A 14,968-nucleotide genomic window follows, 5' to 3' on the forward strand; every position below is an offset into this window, starting at 1 on the left:
TCTTACACGACACGCCCCGGGCATGTGTCACAGGCAATCCGCCAGCTACGCCTCCGCGCCACCCCGCATGACAGGAGCCGCATGGTCAGCTCGCCCCACGAGGCGATGCACCGGGTCTTCCAGCAGGACCCCGGCGTCTTCGCCCGCGCCGTCAGGGCGTTCGGCATCCCCTTCGACGATCCCGTCTCGGCCACCCCGCTGCCGACGGACCTCACCGAGAACCGCCCTTTGGAGCGGCGTGTGGACACGCTGCTCCGCATGGACGCCGCCGACGGGACCAGCTTCGTCCTGGCTGTGGAGGCCCAGGAGAAGAAGGATCCGGGAAAGCCCTCGAGCTGGGCCTACTATCTGGCCCATCTCTACGCCAAGTACCGGCTGCCCCCGCTACTCGTGGTCGTCTGCAGGGACCGGACCACCGCCTCCTGGGCCACCCGTCACGTGCACATCGGCCCGGCGCAGTGGCCCTCGCTCACGCTGCGGCCCCTGGTCCTGGGACCGGAGAACGTCCCCGTGATCGACACCCCGGACGCAGCGGCCCGCGACATCCCGCTGGCGGTTCTGTCCGCGATTCTGCACGGCCGTGACCGGAACTCCGATGCCATACTGAAGGCGCTGGCAGCCGCCCTCGGTGGGCTGCAGCTACGGGACGAGGACACCGCCAACACCTTCATCGAACTCACCGCACAGGGCCTGGGCACCGGCTCGGCCGCCGATTACTGGAGGCAACTGTTGACCGTGGACACCTCATTTTTCCAGTCCCCGCTGGCACAGGGGCTGCGGGCCGAAGGCCGCGCCGAAGGAGAGGCCGAGGCCCTCCTCCGGATCGTAGACCGCCGCGGCATCACCCTCTCCGACAGCGACCGCGAACGCATCACATCCTGCGGCGACATCGACACCCTCAACCACTGGATCGACCGCGCCGTCACCGCCTCCTCCATCGAGGAGATCTTCACGGGCGAGTAGCCCCCGGGCCGCCCAAAGGCAAAGCGTCGAACTCACCGCACAGGATCCGGGTCACCGGCTCCGCCGCCGATCACTGGAGGAATCTCGTGGCCGTCGACACCTCGTTCTTCCAGTCCTTTCTGGCCGAGGAGCTGCGGGCCGAGGGCCGCGCCAAGGGTCTAGCCAAGGGAGAGGCCAAGGCCCTCCTCCGGATCCTGGACCGCCGCGACATCACCCTCTCCGACAGCGACCGCGAACGCATTCTGACCTGCACCGACCTCGACACCCTGGACCACTGGGTCGACCGCGCCGTCACCGCCTCCTCCGTGGACGACATCTTCACGGAGGAGTAGTCCCGCCACCAGTTCACCCGCGTCCACCGAGCCGTCTCCGAGCCCCACACGGAGGCGGCTAAGTGGTCGCCACCAGTAGCTCCTCCAGCAGTTCCTCCGAGCTCGACGGCCAAGCCGATGAACGGCGTCCGTCTACCCGCACCGCGGTACCCGTTCAGTTCGCCGAATGATGACGCTCATCTGAGCGCGATCTATCACGATCCGATCTCTACGTCCCCCAAGTCTTGCCTCCCCTCATGTAATCGATTCCAATCCTCCCTGTAATCGATTCCACGAGGAGGTGGAACCGCGATGGCGAGCATCAAGGACGTTGCTGCCGAGGCGGGCGTGTCCGTCGCCACGGTGTCCCGTGTGCTCAACAGCCACCCGTCGGTCAGCCCCGATGCGCGCGCCCGCGTGCTCGCCGCCGTCGAGACGCTCGGCTACCGCCCCAACGCCGTCGCCCGGTCGCTGCGCACCGATCAGACCCGCACGCTCGGTCTGGTCATCAGCGACGTGATGAATCCGTACTTCACGGAGCTGGCCCGCTCCGTCGAGGAGGCGGCCCGCGCGCTCGGCTACAGCGTCATCATCGGCAACGCCGACGAGCGGCCCGACCTGCAGGACCACCACGTCCGTACGCTGCTCGACCGCCGGATCGACGGGCTGCTGGTCTCCCCCACCGACGGCGGCTCCCCGCTCATGCTTCAGGCGGCGCGGGCGGGCACCCCGATGGTCTTCGTCGACCGCTGGATCGCCGGTGTCGACGTACCCGTCGTACGGGCCGACGGCCGGCAGGCCGTTCGCGACCTGGTTGCCCATCTGCACGGTCTCGGGCACCGCAGACTCGCCATCATCGCGGGCCCTGCGGCCACCACGACCGGCAGCGAGCGCGTCGAGGCCTTCCGCGAGGCACTGCGCGAGCACGGGCTTCCGCTGCCCGACGAGCTGATAGGGCAGGGCGACTTCCAGGCAGACAGCGGACGCCGTGTCACCGAGGCGTTCCTCGCGCTGCCCGAGCCGCCCGATGTCGTCTTCGCCGCGGACAACCTGATGGCGCTCGGCGCGCTGGACGCGATCCGCGCGCGCGGGCTGCGCGTTCCGCAGGACATCGGGCTGGCCGCCTTCGACGACATCCCGTGGTTCGTGCACACCGATCCGCCGATCACGGCGATCGCCCAGCCGACTGGCGAGCTGGGCCGGGCCGCGGTCCGCGCGCTGGTCGACCGCATCGAGGGCCGTCCTCCCGAGTCGGTCACCCTCCCCGCCCGTCTCGTCGTACGCCGCTCCTGCGGCGAGAACTCCCCAGAGAACTCCCCAGCATGAAGGAGCAACGCGTGAGCAACCCGGACGAGTTGCTGCGTATCGAAGGGATACGCAAGACGTTCCCCGGCGTCGTCGCGCTCGACGGCGTCGACTTCGATCTGCGCCGCGGCGAAGTGCATGTCCTGCTCGGCGAGAACGGCGCGGGCAAGAGCACCCTCATCAAGATGCTCTCCGGCGCCTACCGCCCGGACTCCGGCCGCGTCCTGGTGGACGGCGAGGAAGTCCGTATCCATGGCGCACAGGACGCGGAACGCCTCGGTATCGCCACGATCTACCAGGAGTTCAACCTGGTCCCCGATCTGACGGTCGCCGAGAACATCTTCCTGGGCCGCCAGCCGCGCCGCTTCGGGATGATCGACCGGAAGAGGATGGAGGCCGAGGCCGCCGTACTCCTCGAGCGGGTCGGCGTGAACGTCTCCCCGCGCGCGCGGGTGCGTGAACTCGGCATCGCTCGTCTGCAAATGGTCGAGATCGCCAAGGCGCTGAGCCTCGACGCCCGCGTGCTGATCATGGACGAGCCGACTGCCGTCCTCACCTCCGAAGAAGTCGACAAGCTCTTCCGGATCGTGCGGCAGCTGCGCGAGGACGGCGTCGGCATCGTCTTCATCACGCACCACCTCGAGGAGATCGCCGCCCTGGGCGACCGCGTGACCGTCATCCGCGACGGCAAGAGCGTCGGCGAGGTGCCCGCGTCGACCCCCGAGGACGAGCTCGTACGGCTGATGGTGGGCCGCAGCATCGAGCAGCAGTACCCACGCGCGCGTGCCGACGCGGGCGACGCCCTGCTGTCTGTCAGCGGGCTGACCCGGAACGGCGTCTTCCACGACGTGAGCTTCGAGGTTAGGGCCGGTGAGGTCGTCGGCATCGCGGGGCTCGTGGGGGCCGGTCGTACGGAGGTCGTCCGGGCGGTCTTCGGCGCCGACCCGTACGACACGGGCTCCGTGCTGGTCGCGGGCGCACCCGTGCCCCGCCACGACGTCAACGCGGCCATGACCGCCGGCATCGGACTCGTCCCGGAGGACCGCAAGGGGCAGGGCCTCGTCCTCGACGCATCGGTCGAGGAGAACCTCGGCCTGGTCACGATGCGTGCGGCGACCCGCGGCGGGCTCGTCGACCGCAAGTCCCAGCGCACCGCGGCCGCCCGGATCGCCGAGCAGCTCGGCGTCCGTATGGCCGGGCTCGGCCAGCACGTCCGCACCCTGTCCGGCGGCAACCAGCAGAAGGTCGTCATCGGCAAGTGGCTGCTCGCGGACACCAAGGTGCTGATCCTCGACGAGCCGACGCGCGGCATCGACGTCGGCGCCAAGGTCGAGATCTACCAGCTCGTCAACGAACTGACCGCCGCGGGCGCCGCCGTCCTGATGATCTCCAGCGACCTGCCCGAGGTGCTCGGAATGAGCGACCGGGTGCTGGTCATGGCACAGGGCCGGATCGCGGGCGAACTCACCGCCGACGAGGCCACCCAGGACGCGGTCATGGCGCTCGCCGTCGGCACGAACACGGGCAGCACGAACAGCAGCAACACCGAAAAGGAGGCCCCCCGTGGCCACTGACACGCTCAAGAGCCGGGCGGGCGCGAGTGGCGCCTCGGCGGTCCGCCGCCTCCTGCTCGACAACGGCGCGCTGAGCGCCCTGATCGTCCTGCTCGTCGCGATGTCGCTGCTCTCCGGCGACTTCCTGACCACCCAGAACCTGCTGAACGTCGGCGTCCAGGCGGCGGTGACCGCCATCCTCGCGTTCGGCGTGACCTTCGTGATCGTCTCGGCGGGCATCGACCTGTCGGTCGGCTCCGTCGCCGCCCTCTCCGCCACGGTCCTTGCCTGGACGGCGACTTCCGAGGGCCTGCCGGTCTGGATCGCGGTGATACTCGCGGTCGCGACGGGCCTCGCCTGCGGCCTCGTCAACGGCATCCTGATCTCGTACGGCAAGCTCCCGCCGTTCATCGCGACGCTGGCCATGCTGTCGGTGGCCCGCGGTCTGTCCCTGGTGATCTCCCAGGGCAGCCCGATCGCCTTCCCCGACTCGGTGTCGCACCTCGGTGACACGCTCGGCGGGTGGCTGCCCGTCCCGGTCCTCATCATGATCGTGATGGGTCTGATCACGGCCGTGATCCTGGGCCGTACGTACATCGGGCGCTCCATGTACGCGATCGGCGGCAACGAGGAGGCGGCCCGCCTCTCCGGTCTGCGCGTGAAGAAGCAGAAGCTGGCGATCTACGCGCTGTCGGGTCTGTTCGCCGCGGCCGCGGGCATAGTCCTGGCCTCCCGTCTGTCCTCGGCGCAGCCGCAGGCCGCGCAGGGCTACGAGCTCGACGCGATCGCCGCGGTCGTCATCGGCGGCGCCAGCCTGGCGGGCGGCACGGGCAAGGCGTCCGGCACGCTCATCGGCGCGCTGATCCTGGCGGTGCTGCGCAACGGCCTCAACCTGCTTTCGGTGTCAGCGTTCTGGCAGCAGGTCGTCATCGGTGTCGTGATCGCGCTGGCGGTGCTCCTCGACACGGTGCGGCGCAAGGCCGGGGCGACGCCGGTCGCGGCCGGTACGGGTGCGGGTGCCTCCGGCAAGAAGGGCCCGCAGGCGGTGAAGTTCGCTCTCGCCGCGGTCCTCGTGGCGGCCGTCCTGGGCGCGATGTCCCTCTTCAACAGCGGCTCCTCTCCGGCGAACCAGAAGCTCGGCCTGTCCCTGTCGACCCTCAACAACCCGTTCTTCGTACAGATCAAGCAGGGCGCGCAGGAGGCCGCGAAGAAGGCGGGCGCCGATCTGACCGTCACGGACGCCCAGAACGACGCGTCCCAGCAGGCCAACCAGCTGCAGAACTTCACCAGCGAGGGCCTCGGTTCGATCATCGTCAACCCGGTGGACTCGGACGCCGCTGGCCCGGCCGTGCGGGCCGCGAACAAGGCCGACATCCCGGTGATCGGCGTCGACCGGGGCGTCAACAAGGCCGACACGGCCGCGCTCGTCGCCTCCGACAACGTCGCGGGCGGCAGGCTCGCCGCGAAGACGCTCGCCGAGAAGCTGGGCGGCACGGGCGAGATCGTCATCCTGCAGGGCCAGGCGGGCACGTCCGCCAGCCGTGAGCGCGGCGCCGGGTTCGCCGAGGGTCTCAAGGACTACCCGGGCATCAAGGTCGTGGCCAAGCAGCCCGCAGACTTCGACCGCACCAAGGGCCTCGACGTGATGACGAACATGCTCCAGGCCCACCCCGACGTGGACGGCGTCTTCGCCGAGAACGACGAGATGGCGCTGGGCGCGATCAAGGCGCTGGGCGGCAAGGCCGGCACGTCGGTCGCGGTCGTCGGCTTCGACGGCACCCCGGACGGCCTGAAGGCGGTCAAGGCGGGCACGCTCTACGCGTCCGTCGCCCAGCAGCCGAAGGAACTCGGCCGGATCGCGGTCGAGAACGCGCTGAAGGCGGCCGAGGGCGAGACGGTCTCGGAGACGGTGAAGGTGCCGGTGAAGGTCGTCACGTCGCAGAACGTGGACGGCTTCAGCGGATGACGTCCACGGGCGGTCCGCGGCGACGTCCGCGGACCGTCCGTCCGGCGAGCTCGACCGACCGGCGGGCGCAACCGACGGCAAGCTGAACTGACCTGCGTAGGGAGAGGGTTCATGTACGACTACGACCTGCTGGTCGTAGGGTCGGCCAACGCCGACCTGGTGATCGGTGTCGAGCGCCGTCCAGGCCCCGGTGAGACGGTGCTCGGTTCCGACCTGGCCGTCCATCCGGGCGGCAAGGGCGCGAACCAGGCGGTCGCCGCCGCCCGGCTCGGGGCCCGTACGGCCCTGCTTGCCCGCGTCGGGGACGACGGACACGGACGGCTGCTGCTGGACTCGCAGCGCGCCGCCGGAGTCGACACCGCCGGTGTCCTCACCGGCGGCGCGCCCACCGGGGTCGCGCTGATCACGGTGGATCCGTCGGGGGACAACAGCATCGTGGTGTCGCCGGGCGCCAATGCCCGCCTGACGCCCGCGGACGTGCGGGCCGCGAAGGACCTGCTCGCCTCGGCGCGGGTCGTCTCGGCGCAGCTGGAGATCCCGCTGGAGACGGTCGCCGAGGTGGTACGGAGCCTCGCCGACGGCACCCGTTTCGTACTGAACCCCTCGCCCCCGGCGCCGCTGCCCGCCGATGTGCTGGCGGCCTGCGATCCGCTGGTCGTCAACGAGCATGAGGCGCGCGTGATCCTGGGCGGCTCGGGGGGCGACGCTCCCGAGGAGTGGGCGGCCGGCCTGCTGGCCCTGGGCCCGCGCTCGGTCGTCATCACCCTGGGCGCCGAGGGCGCCTTGGTGGCGGACGGCGGGTCGGCCGCTCGCGTGCCGTCCGTGAAGGTCGCCGCCGTGGACACCACAGGTGCGGGCGACGCCTTCACGGCGGCGCTGGCCTGGCGCCTCGGTCTCGGCGAGGACCTGCGGACGGCCGCCGCCTTCGCGGTGCGCGTGGGTGCGGCGGCCGTCATGAAGGAGGGCGCGCAGGCGTCCTTCCCCACCTTTGAGGAGACCCAAGCCCTGTGAAGAAGGCAGGAATCCTGAACCGCCATCTGTCCGGGGCCCTCGCCGAACTGGGCCACGGCGACGGCGTCCTCGTCTGCGACGTCGGAATGCCGATCCCCGCGGGCCCCCGGGTCGTCGATCTCGCCTTCCGGGCCGGCGTCCCCTCCTTCGCGGAGGTGCTGGACGGCCTGCTCGCCGAGCTGGTCGTGGAGGGCGCGGTGGCCGCGCGCGAGGTACGGGGCACGAACCCGGCGGCGACGCGGCTGCTGGAGACGTCGTTCCCCGAGCTGGAGCTGGTCTCCCACGAGGAGTTGAAGGCGATGTCGGCGGACGCCCGCCTGGTGGTCCGCACCGGCGAGGCGCGGCCGTACGCGAACGTGTTGCTGCGCTGCGGTGTCTTCTTCTGACGACCGCAGCACCGAGTTGTCCGGGAAAACTCTCGAGGGGGCCTGATCCGTCGATCAGACCCCCTCGTTCCCACCCCCATATCAGAACCTCCCGATCCCCCCAGATCCCCTCCCGGAAGTCCTGACGCCAAGTAGACCCGCGACCGCCGGGAAGGGTTGCACGGGTCCACAAGAAAATTCCGGCGAGCCCGCAGGAGGCGAAAAACCAACTGCGCCCGGGACGGGGCCTCGGTAACGTCGACGCCCATGTCGCCTTCCCATGAGCGTCCCCCCTTCACCGCGGACGAGCGGACCGCCCTGGTCGGCTGGCTTGACCTGCAGCGTTCCATCGTGCGGTGGAAGTGCAAGGGCCTGTCGGACAAGGACGCCCACCGCGCCGTCCTCCCGTCGTCTCCGCTGATGACGATGGCGGGCGTCATCTCCCACCTGCGGTGGACCGAACAGACCTGGTTCGAGGTGCTGTTCCTGGGCGGGCCGGCCGACGGCCCCCAGTTCCAGGAGGACCCGGAGGACGCCGACATGCGCGTGGACGGCGTCCCCCTCGACCAGCTGCTCGATGAGTACGAGCGCCAGTGCGCCATCTCCAACAAGATCATCGCGGCCCACTCCCTGGACGAGGTGGGCCGCCATCCCGACTTCCGTTCGGCCGCCGCCAACCTGCGGTGGATGGTGATCCACATGATCGAGGAGACAGCCCGGCACGCCGGCCACCTGGACGCCATCCGTGAGCTGCTGGACGGCGAGACCGGTTACTACTGACGCTCCCGGTCACCGCCGTCCCGGCGCGACGCCTGTCACGCGTACCGCACGAAGCGCTCCGCCGTCTCGGCCAGGACTTCCTTCCCGTCCCGCGCCCACAGCCCGTCGTTGAAGAGCTCGACCTCGATCGGCCCGGTGTACCCGGCGGCCTCGACGTAGCCCCGCCACTCGCGCATGTCGATGGCGCCGTCGCCGATCTGCCCGCGGCCGTTGAGGACGCCCTCGGGCAGCGGAGTCGTCCAGTCGGCGAGCTGGAAGGTGTGGATCCGGCCCGCGGCCCCGGCCCGGGCGATCTGAGCGGGCGCCTGGTCGTCCCACCAGATGTGGTACGTGTCGACGGTGACCCCGACCTGCTCGGCGGGGAAGCGTTCCGCGATGTCGAGCGCCTGGGCGAGCGTCGAGACGACGCAGCGGTCGGACGCGAACATCGGGTGCAGCGGCTCGATCGCGAGGCGGACTCCGCGCTCGGCCGCGTACGGGCCGAGCACGGCGAGCGCGTCCGCGATGCGCTCGCGCGCCCCGTGGAGGTCCTTGCTGCCGTCGGGAAGCCCGCCACACACCAGGACCAGCGTGTCCGTGCCCAGCGTGGCGGCCTCGTCGATCGCCGCGTGGTTGTCGCCCAGCGCCTCCGCCCGCTCGACGGGGTCGATCGCCGTGAGGAATCCGCCCCGGCACAGGGTGGTGACGCTGAGGCCCGCGTCCCGTACGAGCTTGGCGGCGGCCTCCACGCCGTACTTCTGCACCGGTTCGCGCCACAGGCCCACGCCCGGCACGCCGAGGTCGACGCATGCCGAGACCAGCTCGGGCAGCGACAGCTGCTTGACCGTCATCTGGTTGATGCTGAAGCGGCTGAGATCTGTCAGCGGTTCGGTCACTGCTGGACTCCGTACACGTTGAGCAGGGACTTCATACGGGCCTCGGCCAGTGCCGGGTCCGGGAACAGGCCCAGGGAGTCGGCCAGTTCGTACGCCCGTGCGAAGTGCGGGAGGGAGCGGGCCGACTGGAGGCCGCCGACCATGGTGAAGTGCTCCTGGTGCCCGGCCAGCCAGGCCAGGAAGACCACGCCGGTCTTGTAGAAGCGGGTGGGCGTCTGGAAGAGGTGGCGGGACAGCTCGACCGTGGGGTCGAGGAGTTCGCGGAAGCCCTTCACGTCGCCCGTGTCCAGGACGCGTACGGCCTCGGCCGCGAGCGGGCCGAGCGGGTCGAAGATGCCGAGGAGGGCGTGGCTGAAGCCCTGCTCGTCGCCGGCGATCAGCTCGGGGTAGTTGAAGTCGTCACCCGTGTAGCAGCGGACGCCGTTCGGGAGGCGGCGGCGGACGCCGATCTCGCGGCCCGCGTCCAGGAGGGACATCTTGATGCCGTCGACCTTGTCCGGGTGCGCGGCGATGACCTCGATGAAGGTGTCGGTGGCCGCGTCCAGGTCGGACGAGCCCCAGTAGCCCTCGAGCGCCGGGTCGAACATCGGGCCGAGCCAGTGCAGGACGACGGGCTCCGTGGACTGCCGCAGCAGCCGCCCGTAGACCTCCAGGTAGTCCTCGGGCCCCTTCGCCACCGCGGCGAGGGCGCGCGAGGCCATGAGGATAGGCTGGACACCGGCCTCCTCGACGACGCCCAGCTGCTCCTCGTACGCCGCCACGACCTCGTCGAGCGAGGTCGCGGGCGCGGTGAGCTGGTCGGTGCCGACGCCGGCCGCGATCCGGCCGCCGACGGCCTTCGCCTCGGCCGCGGACCGCTTGATCAGTTCGGCGGCCCCGGCCCAGTCCAGGCCCATGCCGCGCTGGGCGGTGTCCATGGCCTCGGCGACGCCCAGGCCGTGCGACCACAGGTGGCGGCGGAAGGCGAGCGTGGCGTCCCAGTCGACGGCCGCGGGCGAGTCCGGAGACACGTCCGCGTACGGGTCTGCGACCACGTGGGCCGCGGAGAAGACCGTACGAGAGGCGAGCGGCGCGCCGCCGGGGGTGAACACGGAGGGTTCGGTGCGCGGTTCGTAGGCGCGCAGGGCGCCGGTCGCATCGGGCAGGCGGATGGTCACAGCGAGATCTCCGGAACCTCGAGGCGGCTGCCCTCGGCCGCCGACTTCAGCCCGAGCTCGGCGAGCTGGACGCCGCGGGCACCGGCGAGCAGGTCCCAGTGGTAGGGCGCACCGGCGTAGACGTGCTTGAGGAACAGCTCCCACTGGGCCTTGAAGCCGTTGTCGAACTCGGCGTTGTCCGGGACCTCCTGCCACTGGTCGCGGAAGACCTCGGTGGCCGGGATGTCCGGGTTCCACACCGGCTTCGGGGTGGCGCTGCGGTGCTGGACGCGGCACTTGCGCAGGCCCGCGACGGCGGAGCCCTCGGTGCCGTCGACCTGGAACTCGACGAGTTCGTCGCGGTTGACGCGGACCGCCCAGGAGGAGTTGATCTGCGCGATGGTCCCGCCGTCGAGCTCGAAGATGCCGTACGCGGCGTCGTCGGCCGTGGCGTCGTAGGGCTTGCCCTGCTCGTCCCAGCGCTGCGGGATGTGCGTGGCGGTGAGGGCCTGGACGGAGGTCACCCGGCCGAACAGCTCGTGCAGGACGTACTCCCAGTGCGGGAACATGTCGACGACGATGCCGCCGCCGTCCTCGGACCGGTAGTTCCACGACGGGCGCTGCGCCTCCTGCCAGTCGCCCTCGAAGACCCAGTAGCCGAACTCGCCGCGTACGGAGAGGATCCGGCCGAAGAAGCCGCCGTCGATGAGCCGCTTGAGCTTCAGCAGGCCCGGCAGGAACAGCTTGTCCTGGACGACGCCGTGCTTGATGCCGGCCGCCTCCGCCAGGCGCGCCAGCTCCAGGGCGCCGTCCAGGCCGGTGGCGGTGGGCTTCTCGGTGTAGATGTGCTTGCCCGCGGCGATCGCCTTCTTGATCGCCTCCTCGCGGGCCGAGGTGACCTGGGCGTCGAAGTAGATCTCGATCGTCTCGTCGGCGAGGACGGCGTCCAGGTCGGTGGAGATGTTCGCCGGGTCGAGGCCGTGCTGCTCGGCAAGCGCCTTCAGCGCGTGCTCGCGGCGGCCGACGAGGACCGGCTCGGGCCACAGCACCGTGCCGTCGCCGAGGTCGAGGCCGCCCTGCTCGCGGATGGCGAGGATGGAACGGACGAGGTGCTGGCGATGGCCCATGCGTCCCGTCACGCCGTTCATGGCGATGCGCACCGTCTTGCGTGTCACGAGTTTCCCTCCGTACGGCCGCGTACGCCCTGTCCGCGTACGACCAGCGTCCGTAGCAAGCGCTTTCTATACGGTAAGAAGCTAGCCTCTGCACAGCGGCTCGGACAAGTACCTGGAGGCGGACCAGTGCTCAGGGGCTCGGACAAGTACCGGAGGACGACCAGATGACTGTGACCCTGGCGGACGTGGCGGCGCGCGCGCAGGTCTCCCCCGCCACCGTCTCCCGCGTGCTCAACGGCAACTACCCGGTCGCCGCGAAGACGCGGGAGCGGGTGCTGCGTGCGGTCGACGAGCTGGACTATGTCCTGAACGGTCCCGCGAGCGCACTGGCCGCGGCCACGTCCGACCTGGTCGGCATCCTCGTCAACGACATCGCCGACCCGTTCTTCGGGATCATGGCGGGCGCGGTCCAGTCGGAGATCGGCGGGCAGGCATGGGGATCCGCCCCGGACCGGGGCTCTTCGGAGGTCCTCGGGGGAGGTCGGGCGGGCGGTGAGCGGCTGGCCGTCGTGTGCAACACGGGGGGTCTGCCGGAGCGCGAGATCACGTATCTCACCCTGCTGCAGCGGCAGCGCGCGGCCGCCGTTGTCCTCACGGGCGGCGCGCTCGAGGACGCCGGGCACGTCGCCGCCGTGGCCGCGAAGCTGCGCAGACTGGCGGATGCGGGCACGCGCGTGGTGCTCTGCGGCCGGCCGCCCGTCCCCGGTACCGACGCGGTCGCCCTCACCTTCGACAACCGCGGCGGCGGGCAGCGGCTCACCGAGCATCTGCTCGGGCTCGGGCACCGCCGTATCGCCTACATCGCGGGACCCGAGGAGCGCACCACCACCCGGCACCGGCTGGAGGGCCACCGGGCGGCGCTGGCCGAGCACGACGTCGAGGACGACCCCAAGCTCACCGTGCACGGGCCGTACGACCGCCGCTCCGGGTACGACGCGACGCGCGAACTCCTGCGCCGCGACCGCTCGTTGACCGCCATCGTGGCCGCGAACGACACCGTCGCCCTGGGCGCCTGCGCCGCCCTGCGCGACGAGGGCCTTCGCATCCCCGACGACGTGTCGGTGGCGGGTTTCGACGACCTGCCGTTCGCCATCGACGCGGTGCCGGCACTGACGACGGTGCGGTTGCCGCTGGTCGCGGCGGGGGCGCGGGCGGGGAGGATCGCGATGGGGCGGGAGAGTGCGCCGCCTGGCGGGATCGCGACGGTGCAGGGGGAACTGATGGTTCGGGGGTCTACGGCGGCGCCGGGGCGATGACAACTCGCTATCGCTGAAGCATGCCGGAAGCGGAGGTCGTTATGGCAGGCGTAGTCATGAACGCGCCCAGTGCCTGGAGGGTGCTGGACAGCGTCGATCTTCCCCGCGGATACCGTGTCGAGATCACGGCGGGAAAGATCATCATGACGCCGCACAGCGAAGACCGGTGGAAGGTCGTACTGGCAGCCGCTCCCCAGATCGAGCGGCAGCTCGCTGAGCACGGCGACATCCTGTCCGATGTCGCGATCGACTTCCCGTCCAGCGAGTACGGATACGCACCCGACCTCGCGATCATCGCCCCCGGCTCCGAGCGCAACTGCTGCGGCCGCTTCGAGTGGCACAATCTGGAGGCGGTTCTCGAGGTCGTCTCGAAAAGCAGCCGGGACAACGACTTCGCCAAGAAGTTCCACATGTACGCGGAGTGCGGCATCCCCGTTTACGTCATCATCGACCCCTCGCAGGGCATGTGCACCGTCCACAGCCGCCCCACCAGGATCGGCACCTACGAGGACGAGGCCGAGGTGCCGTTCGGCCAGGATCTCGTCCTGCCGCTCACCGACGGCCGCCACATCACCATCAACACCGGCGGCTTCCCCAAGGCCGGCTGAACGCTGTCTGCCATCTCCTCCTTAGGAGCCTTCCGCCAACCGCAACTGCAGCCAGAGCACCAACCGGGTGTCCGGATCCGAGAGCTTGAGGTGGAACAGAGACTCGGCTCGGGAGAGGCGGTAGCGGCACGTGTTGGGATGGATGTTGAGGCTGCGGGCCGCGGTCGAGATGTCGCTGTCGGCGGCGAAGTACGCGAGCAGGGTCTCGGCGTAGGCGGTGCGGTGGGCGGCGTCGTGGGCGCGGATGGCGGGGCCGGCGCCCTCGGCGAGGCGGGGTATCAGATGCGCCTGCTCAGCCAGTTCGGCGAGGGTGACCGTGGGGCGGACGTCATCGATGGCGGCCACTGCGGTGTCGGCGGGGCCGAGGGTGCGCAGCACCGTGTCGGCGTCGCGGCGGGAGGCAGGGGCGGCGCGCAGCGAGGGCGCCACCGAGCCGAGGGCGGCGCGGACAGGCAGGTGCAGCGCGCGGTGGGCGCGGCCTGCGACGTCGGCCACGAAGTCGCGGTGGGCGTCGGCGGGCAGCAGCGCGTAGACGGTGCCGTCGATGAGGGCGCAGCCGTGGTGGCTGTAGTGGGCCTCGCAGTGCAGGCTGACCAGGTCGGTGAGCTGGAGCGCGGCCCGGGCGGTGAGCGCGTCGTCGGGGCCGGCCGCGGTGAGGTGGAAGGCGGCCACCACGGCCGGGGCGTCGACCGGCAGTCCGAGCTGCGGACCGACCAGAGGGGCGCTGGCCGGGTCGTCCAGGAGGCGGCGCAGCAGGTCGCCGCGCTGCCGGCGGACCAGGTCGTGGGACGTACGGGCGCGCAGCAGATGGAGGGCGGCGATACGGGCGGCGTCGTCGAGCGTCCGCAGGGCGTCATCGCCGAGGTCGTCGTGCGCGTCGACGACCCAGATGGAGCCGAGCAGTTCGCTGCCCGCGCGGACCGCCACGGCGATCCGGGCGAGACCTCCGGGGCTGGCGGCGAACCGCAGGACCCCGGTGGCGCGGGAGAGTTCGCGGTACTGGGGCACGTTGATGGGCGCGTACGGGACGTGCAGACCGAGGATGCCCTGGCGGCGCTCCTCGTCGATCTCCTGACCGCGCAGGGTGGAGTAGGCGAGGATCCGCTGGTACGGGTCCTCGATCGCGGTGGCTCCGCCGACGGCCGCGGCGATGGCGTTGGCCAGCGAGAAGAGGTCGCCGATGTCCGGCCCTGCGGTGCCCTGGCCGGTGCCCGCGACGGCGGCCAGCGCCGAGGTGACCAGGGCGTCGAGCTGCTGCCAGGCCAGATCGTCGTCGGCGGTCAGCAGGGCCACCTCGGCCTTCTCGGCGGCCAGCGCGAGGTCGGCGACCGGCTCCCCGTACTGCTTGACGACGATCCCGGCGAGCCCGGCCGCCGCGGCGGCGTCGACCAGCCGCGGAGCCCCGGAGGGCGGGACGCCGACCGCGAGCAGCAGGGCGTCGTCCCGGCGCGGCAGCGGGCTGCGCGGTTCGTACACCAGAGTTCCGGAGACCCGGCCCTCCGCGCCGCGCGGGGCGGTCACCAGCCGGACGGGCGACGGGCCCAGCGCATCGCACAGGTGCCGCAGGGACGAGGGCATGGCCGGGATGCTAGATCGAATTTGGCCGATCTCCTAGTCCGCGTGATGTGATCTTGGGAGATCAGCCGAAGCGGGACGGCGGGTGC

Annotated in this window: 14 protein-coding genes; 10 read left to right on the forward strand and 4 right to left on the reverse strand. The window is 71.0% G+C overall.

Going from position 1 to position 14,968, the window contains the following annotated elements; genetic code table 11:
• Positions 1-81 precede the first annotated feature (81 nt).
• From ACSMXV_RS16170 to ACSMXV_RS16205, 8 genes are all read left to right on the forward strand, one after another.
• The gene (locus ACSMXV_RS16170) at positions 82-963 is read left to right on the forward strand and encodes an RpnC/YadD family protein (protein ID WP_473178299.1); all 882 of its coding nucleotides are present in this window, start codon (positions 82-84) and stop codon (positions 961-963) included.
• Positions 964-1,049: 86 nt separating this feature from the next.
• Complete coding sequence (locus ACSMXV_RS16175; protein WP_473178300.1) at positions 1,050-1,295, forward strand: hypothetical protein; 246 nt, start codon at positions 1,050-1,052, stop codon at positions 1,293-1,295.
• A 291-nt stretch (positions 1,296-1,586) separates the two neighbouring features.
• Positions 1,587-2,600 (forward strand): LacI family DNA-binding transcriptional regulator, encoded by a 1,014-nt coding sequence (locus ACSMXV_RS16180; protein WP_473178301.1) that lies wholly within the window; start codon positions 1,587-1,589, stop codon positions 2,598-2,600.
• 11 nt (positions 2,601-2,611) lie between these two features.
• Positions 2,612-4,153, forward strand: a complete 1,542-nt coding sequence (locus tag ACSMXV_RS16185) for a sugar ABC transporter ATP-binding protein (RefSeq protein WP_473178302.1) — start codon at positions 2,612-2,614, stop codon at positions 4,151-4,153.
• Positions 4,143-6,098 (forward strand): ABC transporter permease/substrate-binding protein, encoded by a 1,956-nt coding sequence (locus tag ACSMXV_RS16190; protein ID WP_473178303.1) that lies wholly within the window; start codon positions 4,143-4,145, stop codon positions 6,096-6,098. The genes ACSMXV_RS16185 and ACSMXV_RS16190 overlap by 11 nt, the downstream gene beginning before the upstream one ends.
• Positions 6,099-6,209: 111 nt before the next feature.
• Positions 6,210-7,109 carry a ribokinase gene (locus tag ACSMXV_RS16195; RefSeq protein WP_473178304.1) on the forward strand — a complete coding sequence of 300 codons (900 nt, stop codon included), beginning with the start codon at positions 6,210-6,212 and terminating at the stop codon, positions 7,107-7,109.
• A complete protein-coding gene (gene rbsD / locus ACSMXV_RS16200) occupies positions 7,106-7,495 on the forward strand; it encodes a D-ribose pyranase (RefSeq protein WP_473178305.1) in 390 nt (129 codons plus the stop codon). Before ACSMXV_RS16195 ends, rbsD begins: the two co-directional genes overlap by 4 nt.
• Before the next feature lie 246 nt (positions 7,496-7,741).
• Entirely contained in the window at positions 7,742-8,254 is a 513-nt protein-coding gene (locus ACSMXV_RS16205) for a DinB family protein (RefSeq protein ID WP_473178306.1), read from the forward strand.
• A gap of 35 nt (positions 8,255-8,289) precedes the next feature.
• Here ACSMXV_RS16205 and ACSMXV_RS16210 read toward each other — a convergent pair whose 3' ends face one another.
• From ACSMXV_RS16210 to ACSMXV_RS16220, 3 genes are read right to left on the reverse strand one after another with little or no spacing between them, the layout of a single operon-like run.
• Positions 8,290-9,084, reverse strand: a complete 795-nt coding sequence (locus ACSMXV_RS16210; protein ID WP_473178965.1) for a sugar phosphate isomerase/epimerase family protein — start codon at positions 9,082-9,084, stop codon at positions 8,290-8,292.
• Between the two features lie 41 nt (positions 9,085-9,125).
• Positions 9,126-10,286 carry a dihydrodipicolinate synthase family protein gene (locus ACSMXV_RS16215; RefSeq protein ID WP_473178307.1) on the reverse strand — a complete coding sequence of 387 codons (1,161 nt, stop codon included), beginning with the start codon at positions 10,284-10,286 and terminating at the stop codon, positions 9,126-9,128.
• Entirely contained in the window at positions 10,283-11,440 is a 1,158-nt protein-coding gene (locus tag ACSMXV_RS16220) for a Gfo/Idh/MocA family protein (RefSeq protein ID WP_473178308.1), read from the reverse strand. Before ACSMXV_RS16220 ends, ACSMXV_RS16215 begins: the two co-directional genes overlap by 4 nt.
• A gap of 164 nt (positions 11,441-11,604) precedes the next feature.
• Between ACSMXV_RS16220 and ACSMXV_RS16225 the strand changes: the two genes are divergently transcribed.
• On the forward strand, positions 11,605-12,696 hold the full coding sequence (locus ACSMXV_RS16225) for a LacI family DNA-binding transcriptional regulator (RefSeq protein WP_473178309.1): 1,092 nt from the start codon (positions 11,605-11,607) through the stop codon (positions 12,694-12,696).
• A 41-nt stretch (positions 12,697-12,737) separates the two neighbouring features.
• A complete protein-coding gene (locus tag ACSMXV_RS16230; protein WP_473178310.1) occupies positions 12,738-13,304 on the forward strand; it encodes a Uma2 family endonuclease in 567 nt (188 codons plus the stop codon).
• A 21-nt stretch (positions 13,305-13,325) separates the two neighbouring features.
• On the opposite strand, the gene ACSMXV_RS16235 is transcribed toward ACSMXV_RS16230, so the two are convergent.
• Positions 13,326-14,882, reverse strand: coding sequence for a PucR family transcriptional regulator (locus ACSMXV_RS16235; RefSeq protein ID WP_473178311.1), 1,557 nt, complete (start codon positions 14,880-14,882; stop codon positions 13,326-13,328).
• Positions 14,883-14,968: the final 86 nt, after the last annotated feature.

The sequence above is a fragment of the Streptomyces sp. DSM 42067 genome, from assembly GCF_055792885.1.

What these genes read in the sequence shown, in the direction of transcription:
- ACSMXV_RS16170 (WP_473178299.1), top strand. Translation starts at nt 82, where the DNA reads ATGGTCAGCTCGCCCCACGAGGCGATGCACCGGGTCTTCCAGCAGGAC.
- ACSMXV_RS16180 (WP_473178301.1), top strand. Translation starts at nt 1,587, where the DNA reads ATGGCGAGCATCAAGGACGTTGCTGCCGAGGCGGGCGTGTCCGTCGCC.
- ACSMXV_RS16195 (WP_473178304.1), top strand. Translation starts at nt 6,210, where the DNA reads ATGTACGACTACGACCTGCTGGTCGTAGGGTCGGCCAACGCCGACCTG.
- ACSMXV_RS16205 (WP_473178306.1), top strand. Translation starts at nt 7,742, where the DNA reads ATGTCGCCTTCCCATGAGCGTCCCCCCTTCACCGCGGACGAGCGGACC.
- ACSMXV_RS16210 (WP_473178965.1), bottom strand. Translation starts at nt 9,084, where the DNA reads ATGACGGTCAAGCAGCTGTCGCTGCCCGAGCTGGTCTCGGCATGCGTC.
- ACSMXV_RS16225 (WP_473178309.1), top strand. Translation starts at nt 11,605, where the DNA reads ATGACTGTGACCCTGGCGGACGTGGCGGCGCGCGCGCAGGTCTCCCCC.
- ACSMXV_RS16230 (WP_473178310.1), top strand. Translation starts at nt 12,738, where the DNA reads ATGGCAGGCGTAGTCATGAACGCGCCCAGTGCCTGGAGGGTGCTGGAC.
- ACSMXV_RS16235 (WP_473178311.1), bottom strand. Translation starts at nt 14,882, where the DNA reads ATGCCCTCGTCCCTGCGGCACCTGTGCGATGCGCTGGGCCCGTCGCCC.